General features: G+C 53.6%; 13 protein-coding genes. All 13 read right to left on the reverse strand.

The window, feature by feature from the left end:
* Nucleotides 1-68: 68 nt before the first annotated feature.
* Nucleotides 69-1,382 (reverse strand): cell division protein FtsA, encoded by a 1,314-nt coding sequence (gene ftsA / locus G549_RS0107090; RefSeq protein WP_036221656.1) that lies wholly within the window; start codon nucleotides 1,380-1,382, stop codon nucleotides 69-71.
* Nucleotides 1,379-2,269, reverse strand: coding sequence for a cell division protein FtsQ/DivIB (locus tag G549_RS19375; RefSeq protein WP_051213518.1), 891 nt, complete (start codon nucleotides 2,267-2,269; stop codon nucleotides 1,379-1,381). The genes ftsA and G549_RS19375 overlap by 4 nt, the downstream gene beginning before the upstream one ends.
* Complete coding sequence (locus G549_RS0107100) at nucleotides 2,257-3,177, reverse strand: D-alanine--D-alanine ligase (protein WP_027834448.1); 921 nt, start codon at nucleotides 3,175-3,177, stop codon at nucleotides 2,257-2,259. The genes G549_RS19375 and G549_RS0107100 overlap by 13 nt, the downstream gene beginning before the upstream one ends.
* 2 nt (nucleotides 3,178-3,179) lie before the next feature.
* Nucleotides 3,180-4,157 (reverse strand): UDP-N-acetylmuramate dehydrogenase, encoded by a 978-nt coding sequence (gene murB, locus G549_RS0107105; RefSeq protein ID WP_027834449.1) that lies wholly within the window; start codon nucleotides 4,155-4,157, stop codon nucleotides 3,180-3,182.
* A 3-nt stretch (nucleotides 4,158-4,160) separates the two neighbouring features.
* The gene (murC, locus tag G549_RS0107110; protein WP_027834450.1) at nucleotides 4,161-5,573 is read right to left on the reverse strand and encodes a UDP-N-acetylmuramate--L-alanine ligase; all 1,413 of its coding nucleotides are present in this window, start codon (nucleotides 5,571-5,573) and stop codon (nucleotides 4,161-4,163) included.
* 12 nt (nucleotides 5,574-5,585) lie between these two features.
* On the reverse strand, nucleotides 5,586-6,677 hold the full coding sequence (gene murG / locus G549_RS0107115) for an undecaprenyldiphospho-muramoylpentapeptide beta-N-acetylglucosaminyltransferase (protein WP_027834451.1): 1,092 nt from the start codon (nucleotides 6,675-6,677) through the stop codon (nucleotides 5,586-5,588).
* Nucleotides 6,674-7,846, reverse strand: coding sequence for an FtsW/RodA/SpoVE family cell cycle protein (locus G549_RS0107120; RefSeq protein WP_036221660.1), 1,173 nt, complete (start codon nucleotides 7,844-7,846; stop codon nucleotides 6,674-6,676). Before G549_RS0107120 ends, murG begins: the two co-directional genes overlap by 4 nt.
* 114 nt (nucleotides 7,847-7,960) lie before the next feature.
* Nucleotides 7,961-9,046, reverse strand: a complete 1,086-nt coding sequence (gene mraY, locus G549_RS0107125; protein WP_027834453.1) for a phospho-N-acetylmuramoyl-pentapeptide-transferase — start codon at nucleotides 9,044-9,046, stop codon at nucleotides 7,961-7,963.
* A 27-nt stretch (nucleotides 9,047-9,073) separates the two neighbouring features.
* The gene (locus G549_RS0107130) at nucleotides 9,074-10,486 is read right to left on the reverse strand and encodes a UDP-N-acetylmuramoyl-tripeptide--D-alanyl-D-alanine ligase (RefSeq protein WP_027834454.1); all 1,413 of its coding nucleotides are present in this window, start codon (nucleotides 10,484-10,486) and stop codon (nucleotides 9,074-9,076) included.
* A 2-nt stretch (nucleotides 10,487-10,488) separates the two neighbouring features.
* Nucleotides 10,489-11,928 (reverse strand): UDP-N-acetylmuramoyl-L-alanyl-D-glutamate--2,6-diaminopimelate ligase, encoded by a 1,440-nt coding sequence (locus G549_RS0107135; RefSeq protein ID WP_084634070.1) that lies wholly within the window; start codon nucleotides 11,926-11,928, stop codon nucleotides 10,489-10,491.
* The gene (locus G549_RS0107140; RefSeq protein ID WP_027834456.1) at nucleotides 11,925-13,643 is read right to left on the reverse strand and encodes a peptidoglycan D,D-transpeptidase FtsI family protein; all 1,719 of its coding nucleotides are present in this window, start codon (nucleotides 13,641-13,643) and stop codon (nucleotides 11,925-11,927) included. Before G549_RS0107140 ends, G549_RS0107135 begins: the two co-directional genes overlap by 4 nt.
* Nucleotides 13,640-14,041 (reverse strand): cell division protein FtsL, encoded by a 402-nt coding sequence (ftsL, locus tag G549_RS19380; RefSeq protein ID WP_051213519.1) that lies wholly within the window; start codon nucleotides 14,039-14,041, stop codon nucleotides 13,640-13,642. Before ftsL ends, G549_RS0107140 begins: the two co-directional genes overlap by 4 nt.
* Nucleotides 14,041-15,063 (reverse strand): 16S rRNA (cytosine(1402)-N(4))-methyltransferase RsmH, encoded by a 1,023-nt coding sequence (gene rsmH, locus G549_RS0107150; protein WP_036221664.1) that lies wholly within the window; start codon nucleotides 15,061-15,063, stop codon nucleotides 14,041-14,043. The genes ftsL and rsmH overlap by 1 nt, the downstream gene beginning before the upstream one ends.
* Nucleotides 15,064-15,154: the final 91 nt, after the last annotated feature.

The following is a 15,154-nucleotide window of genomic DNA, read 5'->3' on the forward strand; positions in this document are numbered from 1 at the left end:
GTTTAGCATAACAGAGTGTTAAAGGCGCAGCTTAAGCCAAAAGCGCAACTGTATTTTTTAATCAGGGATTAGAAGCTGGACTTAAGCCAGTGGCCGATATTTTTGAACCAGCCGAATTTGCCGTGTTCGCCAGACTTGGCGGTGGGCTCTACAAATTCAAGTTCGCACACTTGCGGATAGATCAACATGCCCACAACTGTTGAAAAAGCAGGCCCCTTGGCGACGGTGGGCAACTTGGCAACGCCCAATGGCCGCCCCTGCCGCACATTGCGCGCCAAAACACGGCGAGCGATTTCGGGCAAGCCTGTCATTTCGCTGGCCCCGCCCGTCAACACAAATCGACGACCGCACACATCCATCATACCTGTCGCGACCATCCGGTCGCGCAATAGGGTCAATATGTCTTCCACTTGCGGACGGACAATCCGGGTAAGCGTGGTCCGCGGGATTTGCGTCGGCGCTTCGTCTGGCGTCGATCCGACAGGCTGGATGGACACCATATCACGTTCATCACTTTGCCCAGGCAACACGGAGGTAAACAGCGTTTTGAGCCGTTCTGCATCTTCAAAGCTAACCGACAATTGCCGCGCGATTTCGTGTGTAATGTGCTGTCCGCCAACCGCAATCGAATCAGCGTAGACAAGATAGCCATCTTTAAAAACGCTCATCGTGGTCGTGGCGCCACCAAAATCGACAATCGCCACACCCAACTGTGCCTCATCATCAACCAGACATGCCAAGCCACTGGCGTAAGGCGTGGCCATAAAGGCCTCAACTTGCAAATGACAGCGATTAAGCACCAGCTCAATATTGCGCATTGAAAGTGTTTCAGCACTCACCACCGCCACATCAACGCCGAGCATATCGCCCACCATGCCACGCGGATCTTGAATGCCCTTGTGGCCATCCAACGAATAGCCGATGGGCAATGCATGCAACACGGACCGTTCATCCCGGATCGAACGCTCATTCACGGTTTGCAGCACTTTTGCCAGATCCCGCGCTTCCGCCTCGTGGCCATCAAGTGACACAGTGGCGGCAAAGGTTTCCGACCCCAAACGCCCTGCTGATATATTGACGATCAAGGATTGTACGGTCACCCCGGCATTGCGCTCGGCCATGCCGACCACCGACCGCACAGCGTGCTCAGCCGCGTCTAAATCGGTCACGATGCCACCTTTAACGCCCGCAGAGGGGCCAAACGCAAAACCAAGCACTTCGGCCTGGTGCGTGCGTCCTCGCAAGGCCTTGCCTTCAGGCTGCGGCGTCAGGCGTGCAATGATGCAGCAAATCTTGGTCGAGCCAATATCCAAAACGGTCACCAAGCTTGCTTTGCCTGGTTGCACCGGCTTGAGCCGCGCCGTCATTGCCTCAGAGATCATTGGGTGTTGGCCTCATCCTGATCGGTTACTGCGCGGTCTACGGGACGCACAGCGATAAAATCTTTCAAACGAAAATCTAAAATTTCAATGTCGCGAGACAGCAATTGCTTTTCAGTATCCAATGCCACGATCTTTGCCAGTGCTTGATCGACATCTTTTTCAGGCAGCATGATGCGCAGGCCCGTATCATAGATCAAATCCCAGCGACGATCGCCAATGCGGCTCACTGCCAGCAAATCCTGCTGCAACAATTCGTATGGCTCAAGCGCTTTAATCAAGCTGGCCGCATCGTCAGCAGCACCGTCGCCAATGAACAGCGGCAATCCGTCAATGCCCCCCTGCTCCAAGCTCACCAGCTTGTCGCCTTTGGCATCAATGGCAAAGCTCACCCCATCAATGCGCCACACCGCAATCGGCGTTTTCTCCACCAACTCGATGTTCAAAGAATTGGGATAGATCTTGCGAATGGTCGCACTTTTTATGGAGGGCAAAGCCTCAATGCGCTGCCGCGCTGCTTCTGCATCAAAATTGACCAAGGAAATATTGCCCTGCAAACCGATCGCTTCAAAAAGCGCAGCCTCTTTGGTGAGACCATATCCAGAGAGCGACACTTCGGACACCGCAAGGCCCGCATACGCAAACAAACTGGCGGCGCGCTCTGTCACAACCGTTGCCCCATTCACCAAATGGTTGCGATTGATCATGCCGACGCCCAACACGAACACCACGATAAACAACGCCAAAAGCTGAACACCCAATCGCTTATGCAACACCCAAGTGCGTTGCCCGCGCGCCACCAACTGGTTGGTTTTGCGCAGGGCTGGCAAATAGTGCATAGGCGCTGGCAGTGCCAGCGCGCGCGATTGTGGCTTCTTTATCTCTCGCAAGAGGCGTCCTCCAAAATCCAGCGGACCAAATCTTCAAAATCATGCCCGGCATGTGCGGCCATTTCCGGCACGAGCGAGGTGGGCGTCATACCCGGCTGCGTGTTGATTTCAAGGCAAATCAAATCGCCCTCTTCACCACCATGCATGGATAAACGGAAGTCTGTGCGGGTCACCCCTTTGCACCCCAAACTCTCATGTGCCTTTAGCGCTAGTTTCTGCGCAGTTTGGTAAATATTCGATGAAACATCGGCAGGGAATATGTGCTTTGATCCCCCTTGTGCGTATTTGGCTTCATAATTGTAAAAGTTTAAATCCGTGATCACCTCGGTCACGGCCAGGGCCACACCGCCCATCACAGCGCATGTCAGCTCGCGGCCAGCAATGTAACGCTCGACCATCAGCTCTTCACCGCTCTTCCAATCGGTGCGCAAGATTTCTTGCGGCGGATGTTCTGTGCCCTGCTTGACGATAAACACGCCAACGCTTGATCCGTCCGCCACAGGCTTGATCACATAGGGCGGCTCCATCTGATGCTTGCGGGCCACTTCGTCGCGCAAGGCAACGAAATGGTCCGTAACTGGAATGCCGTTGGCTTTGAAAAACACTTTCGACAAATGCTTATTCATCGCAATGGATGACGCGGAAACGCCAGAGTGGGTATAGGGAATGCCCATAATCTCCAGCAGCCCTTGCACCGTGCCATCCTCACCAAAACGACCATGCAGCGCGTTAAAGGCCACGTCAGGTTTCAGCTCTTCGAGAACGTGGCCCAAATCACGGTCCACATCAACGCGGGACACTTGATAACCACACCGCTCCAACGCATCGGCGCAGGCTTTACCAGATGAGAGCGACACTTCGCGCTCACTGGCCCAGCCGCCCATCAAAACTGCGACATGTTTGGTCATGCTTACACCTGCCCGGTGAACACATCACCATCTAGAAATTCCTTGACCTCTTGCCCGGGCACAAAGTGGCCCATGCGGCGAATTTCCCAGCGCAGTTCAATGCCAGAATTTTCCCGCACGCGATTGCGCACCGTTTCACCAAGGGTTTCGATGTCGTGCGCCGTTGCTTCCCCTAAATTGAGCAAGAAGTTGCAGTGCTTTTCCGATACTTGCGCGTCGCCAACCTTAAGGCCACGACAACCCGCCGCATCCACCAATTTCCAAGAAGAATGCCCTTCAGGGTTTTTAAAGGTTGAACCGCCGGTGCGCGCACGCGTGGGTTGCGACCCTTCGCGGGTTTCCGTGATTTCTTTCATCCGCGCTTTAATGTCGTCAGGCTCGCCTTCAAACCCTTGATAAACAGCTTGGGTGAAGACAACGCCACGCGGGCCATTATTCTTGCGATATTTATAGCCCATATCCGCATTGGTCAGCGTCACGATCTCGCCGTCTCGGTTTACACCGCGCAACTCCACCATGCGGTCTTTGGTTTCGGTGCCATAGCACCCCGCATTCATATAAAGCGCCCCGCCAATGCCGCCGGGAATGCCGCGATAAAAGGTCAAGCCATCAATGCCATGCTCGGCAGCGGCTGTCGCCACCTTCACATCAGGCAGGGCCGCGCCCACGCGCAATTTGTGGTCACCCAACGCTTCAACCTTGCCAAAGCCTTTGCCAGAAAGCCGCAGCACAACACCGTCCAAACCGCCATCGCGGATCAACAGGTTGGAGCCAAGCCCCATCACCGTCAGCTTGATGTCTTTGGGCAGATTTTTCAAAAACAGCTGCAAATCGGCCTCATCTGCAGGCTGGAAATAAAGTTGTGCCGGGCCGCCGACACGAAACCAGGTAATTTCATTCAAGGGTTGGTTCGGAATCAAACGACCACGAATGTCATTCGTCCAGTCACCAAGTTGGGGCAATAAATCTGGAAAGCTCATAAGTTACTTCTCACCGATATAAGTTTTGAGTTCGTCAGGCAGCGCTGCTGCCCACTGGGTGATGTTGCCTGCCCCCAGACACACCACATAATCATCCGGCTTCACGCGCTCAGAAAGCACTTTGGCCAGATGCTCTGGTCCTTCCAAGATACGGGCATCACGATGGCCTTTCGCCCGCATCCGCTCCACAAGTGAAGCGTTGGAAACACCTTCGCGTGGCTCTTCCCCTGCCGCAAACACCGGCGCAATCAGCACGGTGTTGGCGTCGTTGAAACAACCCGCAAATTCTTCAAACAAATCATCAAGCCGCGAATAACGGTGCGGCTGCATCACGGCGATCACATCGCCTTTGGCGGCGCTGCGTGCCGCGGTCAAAACAGAAGAAATCTCTACAGGGTGATGCGCATAATCATCGATTATGCGGACACCGTCGACAATGCCCGTCGTTGTAAATCGGCGCTTCACGCCCGAAAAATTCATCAAGCCCTTGCGGATATCTTCCGGCGACACGCCCAACCGATTGGCCACGGCAATCGCCGCTGTCGCATTCAACGCGTTGTAAATGCCCGGCATTGGCAATTCGAGCCCGTCAATCTGCGTTTCACCACCCTGAATGCGGTGCCGAATGGTCACATCGAACACGTTGTGACCGTTTTTCACCCGCACATTTTTCAGCAACACATCAGACTGTGGGTTTTGCCCATAGGTGATGACACGGCGGTCGGTGATTTCCCCCACCAGGGCCTGCACCACGGGATGATCCATACACATCACCGCAAAGCCATAAAAAGGCACATTTTCCACAAAGGTAATGAAGGCCTTTTTGACCTCTTCAAACGAGCCATAATGGTCCAAATGCTCAGGATCGACATTTGTCACCACCGCCACATCGGCAGGTAATTTGACAAAGGTGCCGTCGCTTTCGTCGGCTTCAACAACCATCCATTCGCCATCGCCCAGCCGCGCGTTGGTGCCATAGGCATTAATAATGCCGCCATTGATAACGGTCGGATCCATGCGCCCGGCCTCAAGCAAAGTGGAGACCAGCGAAGTTGTTGTGGTTTTCCCGTGCGTGCCGCCAATGGCAATGGCGTTCTTAAAGCGCATAATCTCGGCCAGCATTTCGGCTCGCCGCACAATCGGCAGGGCACGCGCCCGCGCTTCCATCAATTCTGGATTATCTTTTTGGATGGCCGACGAAATCACAACAACTGCCGCATCTTTGAGGTTTTCTGCCCGTTGGCCAATTTCAACGGCGATGCCTTTTTCCTGCAAGCGCGTCACATTCGGGTTTTGCGTCAGGTCTGAACCGCGCACTTGATAGCCCTGATTGTGCAACACTTCTGCAATGCCGCTCATCCCGATCCCGCCAATGCCCACAAAGTGCACTGGACCTATATTTTGTGGCATCTTCATCAATGCTCTCCTTTATCCCGCTTTTGCGGTCTGTTCTGTGAGATCGGCCAAGCGCTGAACCGCGTCTGGCACCCCGACTTGCTTGGCATTTGCTGCCATTTGCTGCAGCTGGGCAGGATCGGCCAATAATTCTGTAATCTTTGTGGCAAGTGAATGCGGTGAAAGTGCGGCTTGCTCCATCACCACGCCGCCGCCCACCGCTTCCATGCGCTTGGCATTGTTCAACTGGTCCTGATCGATTGAACCTGGCAATGGCACATAGATACATGGGCGCCCAATCGCGGCCATTTCCGCGACCGTCAAGGCTCCCGCCCGCGAAACCACCAAATGGCTTTTCGAGATCAATCGCGGCAAATCCTTGAAAAAGGTTGCCGCTTCTACACTCACCCGCGCCTGCGCATAGACTTCAACCATGCGCTGCAAATCTTCATCACGACATTGCTGCACCAGCTTCAGCCGTGTGCGCAATTCCCGCGGTAGCGCCGCAATCGCCCCCGGCAAAACATCCGAAAAAACCTGCGCCCCTTGCGATCCGCCAAAAACGGTAATGCGCACATCGTGATCCGGGCCGAGCGGTGGATAGGGCGTTTCAGCAACCTTATGCACCATGTCGCGCACAGGATTGCCGGTCAGCACAACTTTGTTGCTATAGGGCTCCGCATATTTTGTCTCATCAAACCCCAGCGCCAGCTTTTCGCAAAACCGCACCAATGCGCGATTGGCACGCCCCAGCACTGAGTTGGCCTCGTGCAATACACCGGGAATGCCCAACAATGAGGCCGCCAAAAAAGGCGGAAATGTCGGGTAGCCGCCAAATCCGACAATCGCATCGGGATCAATGCGCTTGAGCGCTTTATGCGCTTTGCGCACACCGCCAAGAATGGTGAACCCGGCTTTCAAAGCCTTGATCGGATGGCGCAAATTTGGTGTGGCTGCGGGCACAATGATCGTCTCGACCGCTGGGAAATCCCCGCCATAATTTTTGGCGCGGGCATCAGTCATCAAATAGATCGTATGCCCTCGGCGCAACAATTCTTCTGCCAATGCCTGAGCGGGAAACAAATGCCCCCCGGTGCCCCCGGCAACCATCACAAATTTGCTCATAGTGCTTCCTGCCGAACAGTCAGCCGCGAAATCGGCAAACCGGACGGAATGGTCTCCTGTGGTTTTCTGCGGGTTAGCCCTATCAAAAGCCCCATCCCAAAAGCAACGGCAATCATTGAGGTGCCGCCATAAGAAACAAACGGCAGCGTCATCCCTTTCGGCGGAATAAGGTTCAAATTCACCGCCAGATTAATCGCCGATTGCACGCCAAACTGAATGGCCAACGCGCTCACAGCCAACCGCGCAAACAGGTTTGTTTGCTGCTGCGCCAGCAACAAGGAACGTACCACGATAAAGGCAATCAGGCTGACCAACACCAAGCAGAACAAAATGCCGAACTCACCCGCCGCCGCAGAGAACACAAAGTCGGCGTGGGCATCCGGCAATGAACGCTTGGCAACGCCTTCCCCCGGGCCAAGGCCAAACCAGCCCCCTTCCAGCAAAGACTGCAAAGCCTTCTCAACCTGATAATTGTCACCGGTTTCCGGGTTAAAAAAGGCATCAAACCGCCGCGTCACGTGGGGGAAAAAGAAATAGGCCCCGGTGATCGCGGCCAGTGCCAAGCCGCCCAAAAGCGAAATCAGCCACCAGCTAATGCCGGAAATAAACAAAAGCCCTGCCCATGTGAACACCACCAGCGCTGTTTGGCCAATGTCGGGCTGCAACAACAAAATGCCAACAATGATCGTCAGCAGCATAATGGTCATCGAATGACCCGGCACATCTTGCAGCCGCATTTTTTCCGAAATCAACCACGCTGCAATCACCGCAAAGGCTGGTTTCACAAATTCAATCGGTTGAAAAGAAAAACCACCAACCGCAATCCAGCGTTGAGACCCTTTCGCCTCATAGCCCACTAGCAAGGTGCCTGCCAGCGCTATCAACCCAAAGGCCAACACCAAAAGGGCCGCTTGCCGCGCCATGCGTGGGGTCAGGAAACTTCCCATAATCATTACAATTGTCGCCGGCAGCAAAAAGAAGATGTGGCGCACAATGAAGTGCCATTCGCTCAAACCCAAGCGGGATGCAACCGCTGGCGAGGCCGCAAAGGACATGATCACCCCCGCCCCCATCAAGGCAAAGAAAGCTGCCAGCAACGGACGATCCACCGTCCACCACCATTCAGCCAAGGGTGTTTTACGCTCTCGTGAAAACTCGCGGGAAAACATCAAATGCCATCACCAAATCAAATCAAAAAACTTTAGGTGAATAAAATTACACCAAAAGTGGTTACCAACTCGCAACCATTTGCCGTTTGGTAAAGAAAATGATGATGATTTTGCTTAACGAAGCTTTAATGAGCTGAGGCCAACCATGGCCAAAACAAAAGCAATAATCCAAAAACGGATCACAATCTGGCTTTCTGTCCACCCCAAATGTTCGAAATGGTGGTGGATCGGTGCCATCTTGAAAATGCGTTTGCCAGTGGTCTTATAGGAAATCACCTGCACAATCACAGAGACCGTTTCCAAAACGAACAGGCCGCCAATAATGGCCAAGACGATTTCGTGCTTTGTGGCCACCGCAATCGCGCCCAACATGCCGCCCAGCGCCAGCGAACCTGTGTCGCCCATAAATATTGAAGCTGGTGGCGCGTTAAACCATAAAAAGCCCAAGCCCGCACCAATCAAAGCGCCACAGAGCACCGCCAATTCACCGGTGCCCGGCACGAAATTGATCAACAAATAGCCGGAAAAGATTTCGTTACCCACCAAATAGGCGATCAACCCGAAGGACCCCGCCGCAATCATAACCGGCACGATGGCCAAGCCATCCAAACCGTCCGTCAAATTGACTGAATTGCCCGCAGAGACAATCACAAAGCCACCAAAAATGATGAAAAACCAGCCCAGATCGAGCATGAAATCTTTGATGAACGGGAAGGCCAGCGACGTTGAAAACGGCGCGTCACCCAATTGGGTCACGAAAAAACAAGCCAGGCCGGAAATGGCGGCTTCCAATGCCAAGCGTTGACGCCCGCCAAAGCCAGAATTGGTGGCCTTACTGACCTTCAAATAGTCATCATAAAACCCAATGGCGCCGAAACCGACCGTTACGCCAAGCACGATCCACACATAGCCATTGGTCAAATCTGCCCACAACAAGGTCGAAGCGGTCAATGACATTAAAATCATCAACCCACCCATGGTTGGGGTGCCTTTTTTGGTGATCAAATGGCTGGCCGGTCCATCCTCCCGAATGGGCTGGCCATGGCCTTGGCGCAGGCGCAAAGCATTGATCAATTGCGGCCCAAACAAGAACACGAAAAACAGAGCTGTAATAGTTGCGCCGCCTGTGCGAAAGGTCAGATAGCGAAACACATTAAATGGCGCAAAAACATCGCCAAATTGCTGTAGAAAATAGAACATGTGTAGGCTTTAACCCTTCTACTGCGCTTAAACTTTAACCGGCGGCCACTTCTCGCGACACGCCTGAACCAGCGCCCCCAGTCCAATCCCGTTCGACCCTTTGACCATAACTAAGTCGCCCGGTGCAAGCCAATTTGCCAATTTTGACAAAAGCCCTTCGCGGTTTTCCGCCCAATCCACAGGCACCTGCGCATCCAATTTATCGCGTAGATGCGCCATCATCGGCCCCACCAAAAAACATTGTGCCGGACCAAGCGTTAGAATGGGTGTTGCCAACGCGCGGTGCAGCTCAGGCGATTTTTCGCCAAGCTCAAGCATATCCCCCAGGATCACGCAAATGCGGCCCTGATGCGCTGTTTGCGCCAACGTGTCCAATGCAGCCTGCATTGACGAGGGGTTCGCATTGTAACTCTCGTCAACCAGCACAAATGTGCTGCCGTCGATGGCCATCTCAAGTACTTCGCCACGTCCCGGCGGCGCCACATAGGCACGCAACGCATCGATCAAGCTGTCCGAATTCAAGTCAAACGCGCGACCAATCAAATAGGCGCAAGCCGCATTGGGCAACGCATGCGCGCCAAGTTGCGGCACCAGCAATGTGCCTTCATTGCCGCGAAAACAAAATTTCGAGGATATTTGCCCATCGGCCAGCTTGGGCGCCCCCAAACGCAAATCGGCCCCAGGTGCAAAACCGTAAGTTGTTACCTCGTGACGCCCCAAGCCCGCCGCGCGGCCTTGCAAATAGGGCAAATAATCATGATCAGCGCCCAAAAAGATTTGGCCGTTCGGCTCCAAACCTTCAAAAATCTCGGCCTTGGCATCAGCGATGCCGTAAAGGTCGGGGAAGTTTTCCAAATGTGCGGCCGCAATCTTGGTGATCACAGCCATATGCGGACGTACCATAGCAACCAAATGGCGGATTTCGTCCGCATGGTTCATGCCCAGCTCAAACACGCCATAGTCGGTGTCCGCCGGCATACGCGCCAGCATCAGCGGCACGCCCCAATGATTGTTGAATGATTTGATCGAATAATGGGTCTTGCCAAATTGCTCGAGCGTGATCCGAACGGCTTCTTTGGTGGACGTTTTGCCCACGCTGCCCGTGATCGCAATCACATGCCCCGACACGCGGGCTCGGGCAGCAATACCTAGCTGTTCCAGCCCCTGTAGCGCGTCATCAACAACAAGAAGGCCTTCAATCTTCGGATGCGCCTGCGCAAACTTTGCGTTGACCAAAGCCGCCCCTGCGCCCTTTTCCAACGCCTGCACAACAAAGTCGTGCCCATCGAATTGATCGCCTTTGATCGCCACGAACAAATCGTGGGCGGCAACCGTTCGACTATCTATGGAAACGCCAAAAATTTCGCGGTCCGGTGCGAGATTGCCTAGGGGCGCCCCTGTCGCCCGGCAAATCTCATCAATGGTCCACAAACTTGCCACGTCTATCCAATAGCCTTCAAAATAACTTCATGATCTGAAAAATCGTGCTTCTCAGTGCCAATGATCTGATAATCCTCGTGGCCCTTGCCTGCCACCAACAGCACATCGCCCTCGCCCATCATCTCTAAGCCCATTTCAATGGCTTTTCGACGATCCGGCACATCTTTACATTCAGGTGCGGCCTTCATCACTTCATCGCGAATGGCTTGCGGGTCTTCGGTACGCGGATTGTCGTCAGTCAAAATGGCCACGTCCGCATACTCTACGGCGATTTTGCCCATAGGGCCACGCTTGCCCTTGTCGCGATCGCCACCGCAACCGAACACAGCAATCAGCTTGCCGGTCACAAACGGCCGCAGACTTTCCAAAGCGGTCTTGAGGGCATCTGGCGTATGTGAATAATCAACATATGCCGCGCCGCCCTTGTGTTCAGCCACTTTTTCTAACCGCCCTTTGGCCCCTTCAAGCTTTGACAACGATTCAAGCGCGTCATCTTTATCTACGCCTGTGGCCACGGCCATGGCGAAGGCAACCAACGCATTGCTGACCTGAAACTTGCCAGCCATTGGCAGCAAAAACTCAACATCTTCCCCCACCAAGCGGCCCTTGACCCGTTGGGAATAACCTTCGGGTTCGACGGAAAACACTTCAAAATAAGCGCCATTTTCGCCGACGGTCAGCACGGTGCCGCCGCGCTCCAGTCCGGCCATCATAAACGGCATCGCCTCATCATCATCCATATTGATGACGCAGGTGCCGCCCTCGGTCAAAAGTTCACGGAACAAACGCAATTTTGCGTCGTGATAGGCTTCCATTGTTTCGTGATAATCCAAATGATCCCGAGACAAATTGGTGAAGCCAACAACACGAAATTTCATGCCATCCAAACGGCGCTGGTCCAACCCGTGGCTAGACGCCTCAAGCGCGATATGGTCGACACCCTCATTTTTGAGTTTTCTCAATTCCTGATGCAATTGCATCGGCCCGGGCGTGGTCAACTCACCTTCGATGTGTTTATCTTTGGTGGCGATGCCCAAGGTGCCGACGGAAGCGGCATTCAAATGATTGTCGATCCAAATTTGACGCAGGAAAGACACCACTGACGTTTTGCCATTGGTGCCCGTTACGGCCACGGGGTAGGCCGGCTGCGGTTCATTAACCCGACGTGCAGCGCGCGCAAAGGCAGCGCGCACATCGTTGACCAAATAAATCGGGACGCCCGGATTATAGTCCAAGCCCCGGTCTGTAACGATGGCAACCGCGCCAAGCCGCACCACATCTTTGACAAACTCATTGCCATGCACTTTTTCACCAGGCAGGGCAAAAAAGGCATCACCTTTAGTCACATGTCGGGAATCAGAAGTAATCCCTTCAATATCAAGATCCATAAACTCCTGAGCGCTCTCAGCACCAACCAAAAGCTTTTTAATGGAAAAACTCATATTTCCCCCAACTGGCGAAGCTCAACAGGCACAAGCTGAGCATCTATTTCCGGATCATGGTTTGGCATAACCCCCAACATGGGCGCAACCTTTTCTATGATCCGACCTGTCACCTCGCCCGCATTCCATGCGGCGGTGCGACCACTTTGTTCATTTTCTCGTTTCGGCTCATCCACCAGAATGACCATTGCATATTTTGGCGCATCCATGGGAAACGCTGAGGCAAAAACAGCCAAGCTTTTATCGCTGGAATATTTGCCATCAACCACTTTTTCCGCCGTTCCTGTCTTACCACCTACGCGATAACCATCAGGAGAGGCTTTACGGCCGGAGCCTTCTAATGCATTTAAACGCATCAAATACCGAATATAGTTACTGGTTCGTTCACTCACGACCTGTTTTGCACTGGAAAGCGCCGCAATTTCATCGCGCGGGAACAAGGTCGGCTCAACATAATTGCCGCCATTGACCAAGGCGCTGATGGCGGTTGCAAGGTGCAACGGCGTTACAGAAAAGCCATGCCCGAACGACGCGGTGGCGGCTTCCACTTCGCCAAAACTGTCGGCAATCTTTGATGAGGTCCGCTCCGGCAATTCGATGGTTGGCGCACCCTCAAAGCCCATTTTACCCAAAAAGGACCGATATGCATCCTTGCCGATCATTTGCATCATTTTGATTGTGCCGATGTTGGACGAGTATTTATAGACTTCCGGCACACTCAGCACGCGGTTTTTGCCGTGGAAGTCACCAATCGAAAAGCGCCCGAACCGAACAGCCTTTGTGGCATCAAATTTATCCGTGATTTGCACTTTGCCGCTGTCCAAGGTGGCCGCCATGGTCATGGTTTTAAACACAGACCCCAGCTCGAATTTACCGGCAGTGATGCGGTTCAATCGCCCCTCTTCCAGCGCACTGGCAGGCTCGTTCGGATCAAAATCCGGCAAGCTGACCAGCGCCACGATCTCACCGGTGTTCACATCCATCATCACGCCAGCGGCGGCAATGGCTTGGTAACGATCCAAAGCGTCCATCAATTGGTTGTGCATAATGTGCTGCACCCGCAGATCAATCGAAAGATTGACCGGCTGCAATGACCGATTGCGCGCCAACCCCAGCTCTTGCAGCAAGGCAACGTCTTGGCCATCCAAATAGCGCTCAATTCCAGCAATGCCTACATTGTCGACGTTAACGGCACCCAAAATATGTGATGCCACAGCGCCACCGGGATAAAAGCGACGGCTTTCGGTAACAAAATCAACCCCGGGAATGCCCAATCGCAAGATGCGCGCTTTTTGCTGCGGCGTCAGCTCGCGCTGCAACCACACAAAACCTTCGTCACCATCCAGCCGTTCGCGCAACAGCTTCTTGTCCATTTGCGGCAGTTCAGCGCTTAAGGCATCTACAGCCTCATCCACATCCACAATGCGGCGCGGCTCCGCAAAAAGGCTGGGCACCTGAATGTCCACGGCCAATTGACGGCCGCTACGATCCAATATTTCTGGCCGTGTCGCGGTCAAAGCGGGACGTTCGTGGCCGGAATTATTCTCAGCCACTTCGGTGTTGGCGATATTGATCAATCTTGCACCGACCACACCAAACAGTAAAAGCGCCACAATCAGCGAGAGCCGAATGCGGCTCTGGGTCATATGACGACGTGCCTTACGCGCACCCTCAAGGGTGATGGTCGAGCTATGTGTTGTCCCTAAATCACTCATGGGCGACGCTCCGGTGGGGTGGGACCAACGCTGGGCAATTCAGACATCTCATTTGGATCAACACCCGCCTCAAGTGACAGCAGCAGCGCTTCCAACCCATCTTGGTCCGGGCCCGCAGGCCGCATCGGAATATCTTCAATGCGTTGATATTGTTCAGTCTTAATCGGCTCAAGATTAAGCACCGCCGCGTGGCGCTCCACAATCGGCTGCAAGCGACCGGGCTGGTTCAAATAGGCCCAATCTGCTTTCAATGTGCTCAATTCCTGTGTTTTCTCGGCAATGTCATCTTCAAGCGCAGCCACTTGCACGCTCAAATCCTCTGCGTGATATTTTTGCGCATACACCAAAATGAGCGCGCAAAAACTCGTCAGCAACAAACCAAGGTTCACCCAACGCATCACGTTTTCGCCCCTATCTCTTGCTTTTTCGCCATTCCCGGCACCCCAAGCCCATCAATATTGAATGGACGCGCAGGCACATCATTGCGCGTTGCATAACGCAACGTGGCTGACCTTGCGCGGGGATTGCGGTTCAACTCTTCTTTTGATGGCCGTACCGGCTTCGAAATGTCATCCCACGTCTGTGGCGCAGCCTCAGACATTGGCATATGGCGAGACTGCTGCACCTGCGGCTTAAAAAAGCGCTTCACAATGCGGTCTTCCATTGAGTGAAAGGTTACGACAGCCAATTTTCCACCGGGCTGAAGCAATGCTTCTGCATCAAAGAGCCCATGCACCAATTGATTATATTCGGCGTTCACGGCGATCCGCAGGGCTTGGAACGTTTTGGTGGCAGGATGCGCCGCCTTGCCCGGCTTGCCGCGCCCCAGCGTTTTTTCAATCAAATCAGCCAATTCTTTGGTGGTGGTCAGCGGGCCATTTTCCCGCGCCGCAACGATTGCTTTGGCCACAGCCCGCGCCCGTTTTTCTTCACCAAAACCGAAAATCAAATCGGAAAGCTCGCGCTCTTCCAACCCATTGACCATATCTGCGGCCGTTGCGCCACGTTGCTCCATGCGCATATCCAGCGGCCCGTCGCGCATAAAGGAAAAGCCGCGCTCACCTTGGTCGAGTTGCATCGAACTCACACCAATATCAAGCACAATCGCGTCAATATCGGTTAGCTCGGCGTCAGTAAGCAGCGCCTGCATTTGTCCGAATTGTCCGGCTAAAAACTGGAATTGATCACCAAAATCAGCTTTCAACTGATCAACAAACGGCATCACGGACGGATCACGATCAATCCCGATCACCCGCGCACCCGCATCCAAAAACGAACGTGAATATCCACCCGCGCCAAATGTGCCATCAACAATGCACTTGTCGGCAACAGGCGCCAGACCTTCAATAACTTCTTGAATGAGAACAGGAATATGCGATTGATCTGACGACAAATTATTCTCGTCCTGATGTTGAACCATCAGTTGTGATACTCCTGTTGAACCAAATACGCGGCACAGCACCTAATAAGCGCTTTTGACCTATCGGCAAAATATAGCTAACTGAGCCTTA

Source organism: Maritalea myrionectae DSM 19524, assembly GCF_000423365.1.
GTDB classification, from domain to species: domain Bacteria; phylum Pseudomonadota; class Alphaproteobacteria; order Rhizobiales; family Devosiaceae; genus Maritalea; species Maritalea myrionectae.